Origin of the sequence: Vibrio fluminensis (genome assembly GCF_015278125.1) — a bacterium.
GTDB lineage: Bacteria > Pseudomonadota > Gammaproteobacteria > Enterobacterales > Vibrionaceae > Vibrio > Vibrio fluminensis.
Genome location: NZ_JADILO010000001.1, coordinates 100,534 through 114,538, shown reverse-complemented (window position 1 = coordinate 114,538; position 14,005 = coordinate 100,534). Strand labels below are relative to the sequence as shown.

Annotated in this window: 9 protein-coding genes and 1 pseudogene; 3 read left to right on the top strand and 7 right to left on the bottom strand. The window is 44.9% G+C overall.

Translation table 11 applies throughout. From position 1 onward, the window contains the following. Positions 1 to 84: 84 nt before the first annotated feature. The 4 genes and pseudogenes from IRQ95_RS00495 to IRQ95_RS00480 all read right to left on the bottom strand — a co-directional run. A pseudogene (locus tag IRQ95_RS00495) lies at positions 85 to 1,206 on the bottom strand (ABC transporter permease); the annotation flags it as partial. After that, positions 1,203 to 2,390 (bottom strand): ABC transporter permease, encoded by a 1,188-nt coding sequence (locus tag IRQ95_RS00490; RefSeq protein WP_194435064.1) that lies wholly within the window; start codon positions 2,388 to 2,390, stop codon positions 1,203 to 1,205. The pseudogene IRQ95_RS00495 and the gene IRQ95_RS00490, both read right to left, overlap by 4 nt. Further along, positions 2,390 to 3,364 carry an HlyD family secretion protein gene (locus tag IRQ95_RS00485; RefSeq protein ID WP_194435063.1) on the bottom strand — a complete coding sequence of 325 codons (975 nt, stop codon included), beginning with the start codon at positions 3,362 to 3,364 and terminating at the stop codon, positions 2,390 to 2,392. The genes IRQ95_RS00490 and IRQ95_RS00485 overlap by 1 nt, the downstream gene beginning before the upstream one ends. Before the next feature lie 12 nt (positions 3,365 to 3,376). Beyond that, entirely contained in the window at positions 3,377 to 4,804 is a 1,428-nt protein-coding gene (locus tag IRQ95_RS00480; protein WP_194435062.1) for a TolC family protein, read from the bottom strand. A 284-nt stretch (positions 4,805 to 5,088) separates the two neighbouring features. Between IRQ95_RS00480 and IRQ95_RS00475 the strand changes: the two genes are divergently transcribed. Next, on the top strand, positions 5,089 to 8,229 hold the full coding sequence (locus tag IRQ95_RS00475; protein WP_194435061.1) for an HD domain-containing phosphohydrolase: 3,141 nt from the start codon (positions 5,089 to 5,091) through the stop codon (positions 8,227 to 8,229). Positions 8,230 to 8,297: 68 nt separating this feature from the next. Here IRQ95_RS00475 and IRQ95_RS00470 read toward each other — a convergent pair whose 3' ends face one another. The 3 genes from IRQ95_RS00470 to IRQ95_RS00460 form a co-directional block, all read right to left on the bottom strand. After that, on the bottom strand, positions 8,298 to 9,830 hold the full coding sequence (locus tag IRQ95_RS00470) for a tripartite tricarboxylate transporter permease (RefSeq protein ID WP_194435060.1): 1,533 nt from the start codon (positions 9,828 to 9,830) through the stop codon (positions 8,298 to 8,300). A 17-nt stretch (positions 9,831 to 9,847) separates the two neighbouring features. Continuing rightward, positions 9,848 to 10,360, bottom strand: a complete 513-nt coding sequence (locus IRQ95_RS00465) for a tripartite tricarboxylate transporter TctB family protein (RefSeq protein ID WP_194435059.1) — start codon at positions 10,358 to 10,360, stop codon at positions 9,848 to 9,850. Positions 10,361 to 10,548: 188 nt separating this feature from the next. Next, positions 10,549 to 11,520 carry a tripartite tricarboxylate transporter substrate binding protein gene (locus IRQ95_RS00460; RefSeq protein ID WP_194435058.1) on the bottom strand — a complete coding sequence of 324 codons (972 nt, stop codon included), beginning with the start codon at positions 11,518 to 11,520 and terminating at the stop codon, positions 10,549 to 10,551. A gap of 568 nt (positions 11,521 to 12,088) precedes the next feature. Between IRQ95_RS00460 and IRQ95_RS00455 the strand changes: the two genes are divergently transcribed. Together IRQ95_RS00455 and IRQ95_RS00450 are read left to right on the top strand one after the other, a co-directional pair. Continuing rightward, a complete protein-coding gene (locus IRQ95_RS00455; protein ID WP_348541569.1) occupies positions 12,089 to 12,556 on the top strand; it encodes a GNAT family N-acetyltransferase in 468 nt (155 codons plus the stop codon). 12 nt (positions 12,557 to 12,568) lie between these two features. Further along, positions 12,569 to 13,996: a bifunctional NUDIX hydrolase/phosphatase PAP2 family protein gene (locus tag IRQ95_RS00450; protein WP_228481031.1), complete on the top strand. Its 1,428-nt coding sequence runs from the start codon at positions 12,569 to 12,571 to the stop codon at positions 13,994 to 13,996. Positions 13,997 to 14,005: the final 9 nt, after the last annotated feature.

Sequence of the window (14,005 nt, the reverse complement as noted above, 5' to 3'; positions counted from 1 at the left end):
AAGCGAGAATTGAGAGCTGAGAGTCGAGAAAAGAGAAAAGAGAAGAAGGGTGACGAGTGCCACCCTTGATAGTTTAAGCTTTGATTTTTGTCGTTTAAGTGCCCAGATGGCAATCGCTAGCCACACTATGGCTTGAATCCATAATTGAGTGTAATACGGCGCAGCTTGCTGCCATGTTGCCCCCATCTGATTCAAGGCTAAAAAGCCTTGGATACCTGGGGTACTTGGGAAGAGATTCGCAAGCCATACAATGATGCTCGGGATTGAGCCGGTCGGCCAAATAAAGCCGGCGCTAAAGACCAGTGGCATTGAGCTAATCAGTACGATTAAGGTGACCAGCTCTCTGCGTGGCAAAATTGCGCCAAGCCAGATGCCAATCGCACATGATGCTAATAGAAAAGGCAGTAACATAGCCAATAGGGCACTGGCGTGAGCCAATTGACTGACGCCGTGCATGGTAAAGCTAGCACCGAAATAGTACATGCTGAGTAGATAGTAAATTGCCACCAGTACTATGCTGCGTACAGCGATGAGCTTATACGCCGGAGTGTTAGTCCAGTAACCTTTGCCGTGTTTCTGCGTGCCGCCCATAAGCCCTGATGCCATGGCTAATGTTTGTTGTAAGATCAGCACAAACACCGCAGGTACCACATAATCCACATAGCCCATGCGCGGATTAAACGTAGGCTTCATATTGAGCTGCGTCGCGGAGTATTGCTTAGCCGCTTGCTCGATTGGAGTGCCGTCCATGACCAACCGGCTGACGGTGGTTTGCGCCGCCAATGTGCCGCCTGCTTGCGCCAAGCCCTCAACAATCGTGCCGTAAACCAGAAAATAAGAAGCGTCACCAGCATAAGATAGTGTCGGGCTTTTACCTAACAACAGGTCTTTATAGAAGTGCTCAGGTATGACCAATATTCCGCTGATCTCGCGAGCCAAAAACGCCTCTTTTGCCGCTGCAATGGTTGAGTCTCGTTGAATGATCTGTACTTGCGGAGTGGCATCAACCATGCGTTCTAGTCGATAACTGGTCTGGCTATGGTCTAAGTTAACCACACTGATTTTTTGCTCTCTTGGCGTCTGATGGCTGTAAGGGAGTGGGTAAAGAAACGAGTAGAAAACCACACCACCAAATACAGTTAACATCACCACTGGATTGGTTAGTAAGGCTTTGAGTTCGGCTTTGATCAATTCAAACAGGTTCATTCTGGTTGCTCCTGTTTTACAGTTGCCGGTATCGCAGTGGCAGTTAAATGCTTTTTGATGAGTAAGCCAGTTAGTAGCAGTGGTAGCAAATAACCAAGCATAGGCAATAACTCCTGAATAGAGACCTGCCAACTGGCGCCATAACTCACTTGACTGACTTGCAGCTCAATATAGTGGCTGATTGGGAGCAGACTGCGCCAAAATTGGGCGAGGGTATTCATGTCTGTCACCGGGAAGGTAATCCCCATAAACGCAAAGCTAGGTGCGGTAAAAGCGCCAGCAAAGCTCATCGCTCGGGCAGGGTCTAACGTCATAAAGAAGAAAAAGCTCCCCATGATCATGCATGCGATAACCGTCAACCATTGTCCGATAACCAGTACTAATAAACTGCCGTCCATCGGCCACTTGAAACCAAGGTAAAACCAACAGAGAAAAGCAAAACCTTGCAGGGCAAACACGGGGATGTATGGTGACATTGTCACAACTAGTCGTCTGATAGGTTGTTCAGCTAACCATTTATTTAGCCCTTGCTGACGATGATTGGCTGCCAAGATCAAGATGGTGCTTACCACAACGACTATTTGCCAAAGCGCAGGAATGATTGCCGAGACGAGGAATTGTGCATAGTTACTGTTTTTATTAAACAGCGGGGTAATTTGCGTTCTAATCGGTAACGCTTGACCCATTGCACTACTCAAGGTCTGGTTGCCATGAGCGAGGTTAGCGATGGTGGCAATTTGAGCGTTAAATGTTCCCTGTGCTTGAACAAACGCAGAGTTGATTAACTTACCAATCAAGATAAATTGGCTGTTATAAAAAACCGAAACTTGCGGGTTTAATCCTTTATAGACATCTTGCTCAAAGTTATGGGGTATCACAGCATAGGCGTAAATATCACCATTGACTAGCGCTTGTTCCGCTTGGTTGGCGCTTTGCATCTGTTCTACTACAGCCATCGATGAAGTGGCATCGTAATAGCGTGATAATGTACGCGACATCTCACTGTGCGAAAGGTCAACCACAGCGATAGGAACATTACGGGCGATACCTTGAGAAAAGATCGCCCAAATAGAAATGGCCAACGCGATCGGCAACCAAGTGAGACAAGAGAGCAACCATCTATCTCGTCTCACTATCTGCCACTGGCTGGTAGCGCTTGCGTTAGAGTTTTGCTGAGAACTCATTACAGTTCAACCACCAAACTCATGCCCATGCGCAATTCTGGCTCTGGTGTGACAGGGCGCGCTTCCACTTCAAAAGTACGCAAGTCAAATCCTTGAGATGCATCGGTAGAGCGCCACGTAGCGAAGTCGCCCATTACGGCAACATGGGTTACTTTAAATTCCACTTGTTTGTCTAACGCAGGCAGATAGGCGGTGAATGTGCTGCCTTTGTTAAAGTGTTTTAGCCAGTCTTCACGCACATTGAGCACGGCCCATGAATCTTGTCTATCGACGACGGTAACCACAGGAAAACCTTGTGGGGCGAGTTCGCCACTTTGTAGTAATACCTGCGATACCTCACCGTCAAACCAGCTTTTGATTTGAGTGTCAGCGGCAAAGGCTTCTACTTCAGCGACTGCACCTGCGGCCATGCGGGCTTTTTCCGCAGCAGCAAGTTTGGTTTCAGAACGGGCACCTTCTTTCGCCATTTGGTACATTTGGAAAGCAGCACTTTCGGTGTATTTTGCAGCTTGCCATTGGGTTTTAGCCTCGTCACGTTTTTGCTCTGCGACGACACCATCATTGTATAGGTTGTTCACGCGTAGATAGGTTTTTTCCATCAAATCAGCGGCTGCTTTGGCTTTTTGCCATTGATCTTTGGCGGCTTGAATCTGTTGTACACGCGCACCTTTTTCTGCTTCTTGTGCCAATGCACCTGCCGCTTTTTGACCGGCTTTGGCTTGTTCAAGTTTGGCTTCAATCTCTGGGCTGTGAATGGTGAAAATTAGCTGCTCTTGCTTGACCTCATCGCCTTTACGCACCAAAACCTGATCGATTCGCCCTGCGACTTTGGATGAAATGCTGTATTGCTGAGATTCGATCTGCCCCTGTAAATGCATAGGTTTCGGTTGATAGGCTTGGTAAAAGCTGTAACCAATCCAAGAGGCGAGAGCAATTGCAGTGGCCGAAAGTAATAATGTTTTCTTGTTTTTCATGTTGGTTCCTTATTACAGGCTGTGAGTGGCAATTGCATTATGTTGATACTGAGCAAAACTGTTCATTTGACTAGAAAGCGCCAGTAGTTTTGATAGCGAAATAAGGTAGTTGAAGCTCGCTGCTGCGCGTTGCGTTTGAACGCTGGCCAAATAGAGCTGTGCGTCAACCACATCGGTGGAGGTTGAAAGACCTTGAGAAAACGCTTTTTCGCGTAAGCGTAAGTTCTCTTTTGCCAGTTCAATGCTAGAGCCTAAGCCAGTTACTTCTTCTTGTGCTTGCTGAGCTTCTAAATAGGTTTTTTTAACCAATACGGAGAGATCTTGTTTCGCTTGTGCTTTTAGGTAGCGCACTTGGCTAACTGCGCTATGGGCTGCTTGTACATTTTCACTGCGACCGCTGTTATCGATCAGCGGCACGCTGACACCGAGCCCGACCAGCCAGTCTGGTTTCATCTGGCTGGCTAGCGAATCATCTTCATGCAGACTGTAATCACCGTATAGATACACTTCAGGGTAGTATTTGCCTTTTTCTGCCTTGATTAAGCTACTTGCTTGTTTCTCTTTGGCATCGAGCAGATCAAGTCCTGGGTAAGTCTCAAGCGTTTGCTCGATAAAAGCAGAAAGAGGCGGCAAGTTTTGGTTAATAAATAGCGCGCTGCGAGGCTCTACGCTCGAGGATTGATTGAGAATTTCAGTCAGTGCCGATTGGGCAATCTCCAAGCTTTTTTGTGCTTTTTTGCGTTCAACTACCGCTTTGTCTAAAGCAGCGTCTGCTTGAAGTCGCTCAACACGCGCGATTTGTCCTTGCTGCTCGAGTTTAACTGCGTTATCACGGTGTTTGGTTAATCCGCCTTCAACCAATTCACGTGTTGCGACCACTTCTTGCGCAAGCACCACACTGAAATAGTACTTACTTAAATCTTCATAACGCGCCTGAGTTTCCATTGCCAGTTGGCTACGCGCCTCGTCGGTTTTACCTTCCGCAGCACTTTGCGCGGCACTAATGCGTCCACCGGTAAAAATAGGCCAAATAGCGCGTATAGAAGAGGTGAAAATATCACGCTCAGAAATGGTAGAGGTAGCTGAACCCAAACTGCTAACCAATGACGCGGCCCCCGGGATTGAAGCTATAACATTCGCTGGTACATGTGGCAGGCCATCTACGCTATCAAAAAGTTGCTTTCCTGAAACCGTTACATCTTGATCCAAACGTGTGTAATTGGCGCCAATAGTGACTTTAGGCAGATTAAGATCATCAGTGGCACTTTGTAGGTGTTGGTATCGCTCGACATTGGCACGTTGCGCGGCGATGGAATTATTGTCTTGCTGTAGCAGTTGCCAAGCCTCATCAAAACTAATCGCAGCACTATAAGCCATTGGCGATACGGTGATGCAACTAAGTGAAAGACTAAGTAGCAGAGATTGGGGACGTAGTTTCATGGCAATCCGTTAAGCAAAATAATTTAGAGTATATACTCTAAGAAAGGGTTGCGCAAAAAATGCCTACTAAATCAAACATCTTAAGTTTTACGGTATGCTCAATTGAACTTTTGTGCAACAGGGTTAATACTGAATTGGCATTAGTTAGGAAGGTGCGTCAAATGTGCTCTATCTGTGCTGTTTGACGCGGTTTAGATGCAGTTAAACGCAGAACTGTTATGCGTAAACTTTAGAAGAGGAGGTTATAGCCTCCCACCTAGTATGCCAAAGGAGGGCTAAGACGGATGACTCAATCGTTAACGTCGGCTAGAAGGTTTTCTATACGTTTTACTGTCGGAACCATGTTTATTTTCGCTACGGTGATTACTGCCGCGATAGCGATAAGCATGCAGTATTTTTTTAGCAAGCAAATGTCTCAAGATCATGTGCTGAGTAAATTGAGCATGGCGAGTGCTGAGATCAGTGAATATATCCAGCAAATTGAAGTCAATGCCAGCAGCAGCGCGAAGATATTACGTAGCGTTTCCATTGCTGCTGAGCGTCAACTTGATGAACGTGATATTCGCGATATATTTATTCAGGTTTTGGTTGATAACCCTCTGTTCTATAGCCTTTATTATGGCAAGGAGAATGAAGATTTCTATCAAATTATTAATTTGGAATCATCGCCGATTGTTCGCGAACGAATTGGCGCAGGAGAGAATGATCGTTGGGTGATCATTAAAATAAAAGGTGATGCACAAAATCGTATTAGAACGACAGAGTTCTTTACAGAGCGCTTATCACGCACACGAATTGAATCTGAAAAGAGTAATTACTTCCCCTCGCAAAGACCATGGTTCCATTCTGCAAGTGAACAGTCAGTCTATAAAACAGCCCCTTACTTATTTAAGCACTTAAAGATCACGGGGCAAACTTACTCGACACGCAGTCAAACATCGGTCATTGGTGTGGATATTGTTTTATCGTCAGTCAGTTCAAAAATATCGGCGGATTCACTGGGTCTGGCGGAAAATCCAAATGTTGAAGCGTTTTTGTTTAATCACAATGGTGAGGTGATTGCTTCGAACTTGCCTTCGCGAAATGAGATCAACATACCGCTTGCTGAACCAATGGTGTTAACGGAAGACGAACGTGCTTTGGTTGCGAATATGCCTACGCTGGTTGTTTCCAATCAAAATAACTGGGGGCCTTACGACTTTGCGCAAGCCGGTGAGCCTCAAGGGTACGCAATCGACAAGTTGAAATTGCTGGCACAATTAACGGGATTGAAGTTGGAGTTCGTTAACGGCTTCGATTCCAAGACGCTCCTGAATAAGTTTTCAAGTGGAAAAATTGACGTTTTACACTCGGTCACCGATGGCCTTGTTGGCGCTTATGGCTTGGATTCCACCGATTTCTACTCAGCGCCGATAGGGATTGCAACGCTTGTCGATCAAAACGTGCCTGCCAGTTTATATGACATAGACACACAACGGGTTGGTGTAGTTGCGGGGCGAGGTATGGCTGAGTTGATTACTCACATTTTGCCTAATGTCAGTGTTTTACGTGTCAGTGATTTTAAGTTGGCCAAACAATATTTACTTAATGGGCAAGTTGACGTTGTTGTGGATAGCTATTTGGCGCTGAATGAGATGAAAGGAATCGCCAACATTGACGCGATTGAGGTCAATAAACTGCTGGGGCTCGATAGCATTCCATTCCAACTATTGCTGAGTGAGCGTTATGCTAGCCTTATGCCCATCATGAAAAAAGCATTAAAGCAGATAACTGCTGAACAGCAACTTGCCTTGGAAACGAAATGGTTAGATGAAACTGTCTCTAAAGGTGGTTTTGTACCTTATCCGGAGTTGTTTAAGCTGGCGTTAAACGAGCGGAATCATAATCAGATACTACAAAGTAACGACCAAAGTCGCTATATCTATGTCTCTTTAGTTTCAGGCATTGGTGGAAATGAATACTTTGCGGTTATTGTTCCAGAAGAGGTCATTACCTCTCAGGTGATGTCGGGTTTGATGACGTCGATAGCGATTACTGCTTTTGTGATGGTTATTGTGTTACCGATAGCGTGGATATTTGGTTCTCCTATTGTTACGCCAATTGCCCGATTGAGAGCCGAAACACAGCTCATAAAACAGCGAAAATTTGCCAAAGTTCAATTGGTCGATAGTCACATCAAAGAAGTCCATGAGCTGTCTGAATCGATACTAGAAATGGTTGATGAAATTGAGAAATATCATAAGGAGCGTGAAGCCTTTATTGATGCGTTTATTTATGTCATTGCACAAGCAATCGACGATAAGTCACCATATACCGCTGGGCACTGTAATCGAGTACCTGAACTAGGCATTATGCTGGCGGAGATCGCCGAACAAACACAAAACGGTAAGTTTAAAGATTTCAAATTCAATAGTGCAGATGAACGACGTGAGTTCAAAATTGCCGCTTGGCTGCACGATTGCGGAAAAATCACTACGCCGGAACATATTGTTGATAAGGGCACCAAGCTAGAAGCGAACTACAACCGTATTCACGAAATACGGACTCGCTTTGAAGTGCTTTGGCGTGATGCTGAGATTGAGTACCTTAAAGCGGTGTTGGAGGAACCAAATTCGAAATCCGCAGCATTTGAAACTCTTCATCAACGCCATGCTCAATTACAACAGGACTTCGAATTTGTTGCCAAAGCGAATGTGGGTGTCGAATTTATGAGTGACGAGGCGATCGATCGAGTGAAAGAGATTGCTGATCAAACTTGGCTGCGGCATTTTGACAATCGCCTTGGATTGTCTCCTTTTGAAGAGCTAAGCAAAATGCCCACTAAAGAATCACTGCCTACCGAGGAAAAGCTCTTAGCGAACAAGCCTGAGCATATTATTCATCGAGTTAGACCGTTGGAGTTTGACCCCAAACTGGGTTTTGATATTGATGTGCCAGAGCATCAATATAACCAAGGTGAAATCTATAACTTAATTATTCGCCGTGGAACGCTCACTGCAGAAGATCGCTTTAAAATCAATGAGCATATGACGAGCGGAATTAAGATGCTGGAAGCGCTGCCATTTCCTCCCGAGTTGGCAAAGGTGCCTCGCTATGCTTCTACTCACCATGAAACTCTTAATGGTCGTGGTTATCCGCGAAAGCTCAATGCAAGTGATTTATCGATACCTGAACGTATTCTGGCTATTGCTGATATTTTTGAAGCGTTGACTGCAGCCGATCGTCCTTATAAGAAAGCCAAACCACTGAGTGTGGCGATTGAAATCATGCACAGTATGGCGAAAGATGAGCATATCGATTACGACTTGTTTATTCTATTTTTAACCAGTGGTGGTTTTGAACGCTATGCAGAGCTTTATCTGCCTGAAGCGCAGCGCGATAACATTGATTTATCAAAGTACCTTAAACAGCAACAGCCGGCATAAATGCAAATAACGCAAAAAAAGAAAGGAGCTCCGAAGAGCTCCTTTTTAGCGGCTGTGACTATTGGCCGTTAATCGGTGACCGATTTAGTGTTGCGGTTTGGTATTACGCGTTGAACCGCATTAATGATTATTGGGCTAAACAGGATGAGCACTGCTAGAGCGGTAAACGCCAGAGTAATAGGGCGTTCCCATAAGAAGCTCAGCTCACCATCACTGATCATCAGGGCGCGTCGTAGGTTTTCTTCCATCAAACCACCTAAGATAAAGCCAAGCAATAGCGGGGCAAGAGGGAAGTTTGCTAGCCTTAATGCTATCGCTGCCATGGCAATCACAATCATGATAAATACATCGATAGTATTGAATGATACTAGGTAAACGCCTGTAATTGAGAAGAACAGAATCATTGGCAGTAATACCGTTCTTGGCACTGCGAGCAGCTTCGAGATGTAAGGGATCAAAGGTAGGTTCAGAATCACCAACACAATGTTACCGATGTACATTGAGATAATGACTGACCAGAATACATCTGGGTGCTCAACGAAAAGGCGTGGACCTGGCTGAATGCCATAAGCGATCAGCGCGCCTAGCATGATTGCTGTTGTGCCAGAACCTGGAATACCAAGCGTGAGAAGAGGTACGAAAGAGCCGCTTGATGCCGCATTGTTAGCTGATTCTGGCGCGACTAAACCGCGAATGCTGCCTTTACCAAATTCTTCTTTTTTCTCTTTTGGTGCGAGGTTACGTTCCATGCCATAGCTTAAAAAGGCCGCGATGGTTGCACCTGCACCCGGAAGAACGCCAGTAAAGAAGCCTAAAATGGAAGAGCGAATTGAAACAGGCGCGACTTCTTTAATTTCTTCTTTGGTGACCTTCATACTGCCGATGTTCGACAGCTTATCTTGCTCTTCACCGCGGGTATCGTTACTTGGTTTAAGAATACCCATTAAAGTTTCACCTAGAGCAAAGGTCGCCATTGCCAATAGAAGGAAGCTAAAGCCATCCATTAAATCAGTAAGGCCGAAGGTAAAGCGCTCAACGCCAACACCTTTGTCGATACCGACTGTTGACAACATCAAGCCTAAAATGGTCATCATCCATGCTTTTAGGACTTGTCCCTTGCCCGCAAACGCAGCAACAGCAGAAAGACCGAGCACCATTAGGGCGAAATAATCTGAGGATTGAAAGCTCAGCGACACTTTAGCGAGAGCAGGGGCGGCAACCAATAACATGATGGCAGATAATGTACCGCCAGTGAATGAAGAGTAAGCTGCCAGAGCTAACGCCTTACCGGCCATGCCTTTTTTCGCCATTGGGTAACCGTCAAACGCGGTGACCACGGTTGAAGAACAACCCGGCGCATTAATAAGTATTGATGACGTTGAGCCTCCAAATACCGCGCCGTAATAAACACCTGCCATAAGAATCAGACCTGAAGAGGGCTCCAATCCATAAGTAATTGGGATCATCAGCGCGATAGCTGAAATTGGTCCGAGTCCCGGCAACATTCCGATAAAAGTACCGACAAAACAGCCAACCACCACCATCATGATGTTCATTGGCATTACCGCAGTCGACAATCCTTGTAAGATTCCATCCAACATAACTTAAATCCTATCGTTTATGACCACATTAGAAACAGCAAACCAGGCTCAAGATAGATATCTAACCCTTGTGTAAGCAGCAAGTAAAACGCGACAACAAAGGGTATCGAAGCGCCAAAAAGGACACTTTTGCGTCGTTCACCAAGAATATAAAAACCGGCGAGTAAAAACGCACTGGTGGCGATGACAAAGCCGACATAAGTCAGTCCAAGGCCGTAGAGAGCCATCAAAATTACAAAGCCGCCGAGTAGTTTCCAATTGAATGAGCCAACTTCGATTTGTTCTTCATCCCCATTTGCGGTAACAAGTAGCATGAGTGCTAACGCAACGCCCAAATAAGTGAGTATGGTTGGCAAAGTGCGAGCCGTGAACGGTTCATATTCGTCCCCAGGGAATAGGGGGATTTGAGAGGTTTGATACCCGTAACACAAGCAGACGGCGAGAAAAATCAGTGCGCCTACGCGATCACGGCAAAGGAGATTCTTTTTGGAAAAAAAAGACGTAGAGGAACGAGACGGTAAATCCGACATATCAAACTCCAAATACTTTAGGGGAAAAGATAGCCAACGACCAAACTAACTAGCAACACGGGCAAGGAGTAGTGTTAATAGTGTGCCTCGTCGATACAAATATGAGGTAAAGTTGAACGTTGGCTAGGGAAATTAGGCTGAGGACAAATCAGCCTAAACAGCTTTCCAAATCTTGATTTAAGTTAGATTTATTTTAGGAAGCCTAGCTCGCGCATTAGGTTACCCATTTGAGTTTCTTGATCTTCTAGGAAAGCAAAAAACTCTTTATCTGCTTTGTAGTTGTCGATCCAACCGTTGCGATCACGTACCACTTGCCATTGGTCTGTGTTGTACATTTTGGTAAATGCAGCGTTCCATTCGTTGATTTTTTCTTGGCTAACACCAGGCGCTGCGAAGAAACCACGCCAGTTAGCAAAGACCGTTTCATTGCCGTACTCAGTTAGGGTTGGAATATTTGGCGCTGCATCTAAACGTTTTGGTGCAGTAACTGCAAGCACCTTAACTTGGCCGGCTTTAGACATTTCTAATACTTCACCCAGACCCGTTGAAAGTAACGGGGTTTCGCCAGAAAGAAGTGCCGCCATTGCTTTGCCACCCGCATCATAGGCGATGTAGCGTACTTTACGAGCATCGAAACCTTCACCTTTGAACGCAGCGGCAACCACAAGGTGATCCATGCTGCCACGAGCAGAACCACCAGCAACTTTAACGTCACGAGGGTTTTCACCAAACGCCTTCACTACATCTTCCCACGTGTCAAACGGCGAGTCAGGCGATGTTACGATTGCACCGTAGTCGGCAATGGTTGCGGCTACAGGCGTTAAATCACGGAATGATTGAGGGAAAACGCCTGTTAGTGAACGGACTACGATCGGGGTTGAATTCACCATCAGCGTATCTTCTTGGCGCTCTGCTGTTTCAATTAGGTGGGCAATTGCTTTACCACCACCACCGCCCGACAGGTTCTGGAATGAAACATTGGTGACCAAATCTTCTTTCACTAATACGTCACCAGTACCGCGAGCGGTCATGTCCCAACCGCCGCCGGCACCTCCAGGGATCAGAAAGTGGATTTTCTCTATATCAGCAGCTAGAGCATTAAACGAAAATGATGCAGCGATGATTGAAGCTGCGAGGGTTGTTTTCATTCCCTTAAACATGAGTCACGTTCCTTCTGTTAAAGCGCAAAGCGCTAGAGGTAATGTTTATATGCAACATATTGAGCAGTATGCCACAAGCTATATTAGGCGCTATTATTCATATGTCTATATTGGCGCTAGTAGGTGTATTCTGGGGGTATGTTAAGCACCAACAGTTTCAAGGTTATGAAAATGTTAATTTGATGTCTTTAAAGCATCGATAATGTGATTATTGAACATTGTGGAGGTTTTGTTCATTTTGTTCACAGCGGTGTTGATAATATTATTAAATTTATAAAATGCGACTAGTGACGCGGTAAATTAAAGGAGTGGCACGCTGTTGTATCTAATTTTGAGAAGTTGTGCCGAATAATTATTGTCTATTTGAAGGCCTAGATTGGGAATAAATTTTGAGCAGTAGGAAATGTCTGATGGAAAAAATGGCGAAATGAAGCATTTAGTTGCAAAAGTTTAGTTATATGTAGTTACTATACTCAAGTATATATTGATTGTAACAAGGGCTGTCGGCATTGTACGATCGCTTGAGTATTAGTTTAGAATAATTGTTTGAATTTAAGAGAGACATTGAGTGATTGCGATCCGCGCAGGAAAGACGACTGATTTAGAGCAGCTTAACGAGCTAATGTATCAATTGCACCATGAGCACCATATACAAGACCCACTAAATTTCAAAACAGCGGAAGAGATCGAACAAGAAAAAAGCATCGCTCGTTATTTAGACAATCCTGATTGTTTGGTTTTTGTTGCTTGTCATGAGGATCAAGTTGTCGGTTTTATTAGCGGTAATTTTTGTGAGCTTATTTCGTCGGTAAGCAAACCTGTGCAAATGGGGAGTGTAGATGAACTATACGTTTTACCTAATTGGCGCAAAAAGAGAGTAGCAAAACAGCTTTATCACGTGTTAGAAACCCGTTTTGCTGAATATGGCGTAGAGCAAGTTTTTGTTGAGGTTTGGCACTTTAATCAGCAAGCTTGCTCGTTTTACGATGATTCAGGCTTCAAACATCATATTCACTGGCTTAGAAAACAACTTTAAAAAAGAAATCGAATGAATACAGTTTTGCGTAACGCATTATTGATGAGTTTTTTGCTTATCATATCTTTAACGGCATCGCCTAGCTTTGCAAGTGACCACTTTAAAGGAGCAGTATGCCTGATCCGCTCCGATAACAACTTGGTGATGGTCAAAGAGGTTCTCACTGATAAGTGGTCTCTACCTGCGGGCACCATTGAAGCTGGCGAGCCTCCGCAACAAGCAGCCCAGCGAGAGGTTTGGGAAGAGACAGGCCTTGTGGTCAGTGTTGGTAAGGAGCTATGGCGTGGAGAAAGTGCTATTTTCTTTGATTGCGTTTCCGACTCTGATTTGATTGCGTTTGCGCAACAAGACAAAGATGGTGGATATGAACTGCCAATTTGGTTTGCTCCAGATTATGGCGTCGAGGTTTCCCGAGCGCACCTTATTGATGCTAAGACTGTTTCGGCCGAGGATTACCGTTATCCGGATCAATGGGAATCTATCGCTAATGGTTATTTGGGGGCGACCAGCCAAAAAGTGAGTTTTGTTGAATCGCTAGCCCAGGCGGCACCGAGGTTTAATCAATTGGAGCTTCCTTGGATCGCCTCACTGCAATCTTACTTGCTTTATAGTGAGAACCCGCTTGTTAACATGATGAGCTCGTTGGTGTTGGTTGGCTTATGGTTTACTTCACCTTGGTGGTTGCTGCTGTTGCCGTTATGCTATTCCCAGTTTGGTCGCGACTTCACGTTGAAATTGATTTTTACCTTAGCTTTTGGCGCACTTGTTGTTCAAATGGGTAAGTTAGGTTTTCAACTGCCGCGTCCTTTTGTTTATCAACCCAACTTAAACCTGGCAGAGCAAATAGGCTATGGTCTACCAAGTTTATCGCTTACGCTTTGGACGATTAGTATTGCGATGATCAGCAGTCAGCTTGATTTAAGAGGGTGGAATCGCTTTTATACTTGTTGTGCTGTCGGTTTATGCTGGCTAGTAGCGGCTCTATTTTATAGCGCTAGCACTTTTTTATTAGACTGTCTCATTGGTGTGCTTTTTGGTTGGCTTTGCGCTTGGCATATGTCGCGTTTAGAAACGACAATTGGCCCGCAAAGTAATGAACTGTTTACCAAAAAAGGTGTATGGTTGCTACTTCTAATGGCCTCTTCAGCGATTGCATTTATTTGGCAAACGCCGGCACTATTAGGTCTTACATTCGTTGTCTTAGCGACTTTTATTTGTGTGGTGGGATTTAATCTACCAAACCAGATTTCGAGCAAAAATGCGCTGATGCTAAGTGGCTGTTTAACATTGATCACATTCGGCTTTGCTCATGCACACAGTTTGGTTAACAGCAGTAATTTTAAATCACTGATTGTCTATGTATCGTTATTGCCGGTTTTGCTGATGTTTAGTTTTGCATTTATCCGAATCGTAGGTGAAAAAAAACCTAGCCGAAGCTAGGTTTTTCTA

Bases quoted from the DNA above. Each gene is read 5' to 3' on its own strand.
- IRQ95_RS00460 (WP_194435058.1), bottom strand. From the start codon at position 11,520: ATGTTTAAGGGAATGAAAACAACCCTCGCAGCTTCAATCATCGCTGCA.
- IRQ95_RS00485 (WP_194435063.1), bottom strand. From the start codon at position 3,364: ATGAAAAACAAGAAAACATTATTACTTTCGGCCACTGCAATTGCTCTC.
- IRQ95_RS00490 (WP_194435064.1), bottom strand. From the start codon at position 2,390: ATGAGTTCTCAGCAAAACTCTAACGCAAGCGCTACCAGCCAGTGGCAG.
- IRQ95_RS00465 (WP_194435059.1), bottom strand. From the start codon at position 10,360: ATGTCGGATTTACCGTCTCGTTCCTCTACGTCTTTTTTTTCCAAAAAG.
- IRQ95_RS00470 (WP_194435060.1), bottom strand. From the start codon at position 9,830: ATGTTGGATGGAATCTTACAAGGATTGTCGACTGCGGTAATGCCAATG.
- IRQ95_RS00450 (WP_228481031.1), top strand. From the start codon at position 12,569: ATGAATACAGTTTTGCGTAACGCATTATTGATGAGTTTTTTGCTTATC.
- IRQ95_RS00475 (WP_194435061.1), top strand. From the start codon at position 5,089: ATGACTCAATCGTTAACGTCGGCTAGAAGGTTTTCTATACGTTTTACT.
- IRQ95_RS00480 (WP_194435062.1), bottom strand. From the start codon at position 4,804: ATGAAACTACGTCCCCAATCTCTGCTACTTAGTCTTTCACTTAGTTGC.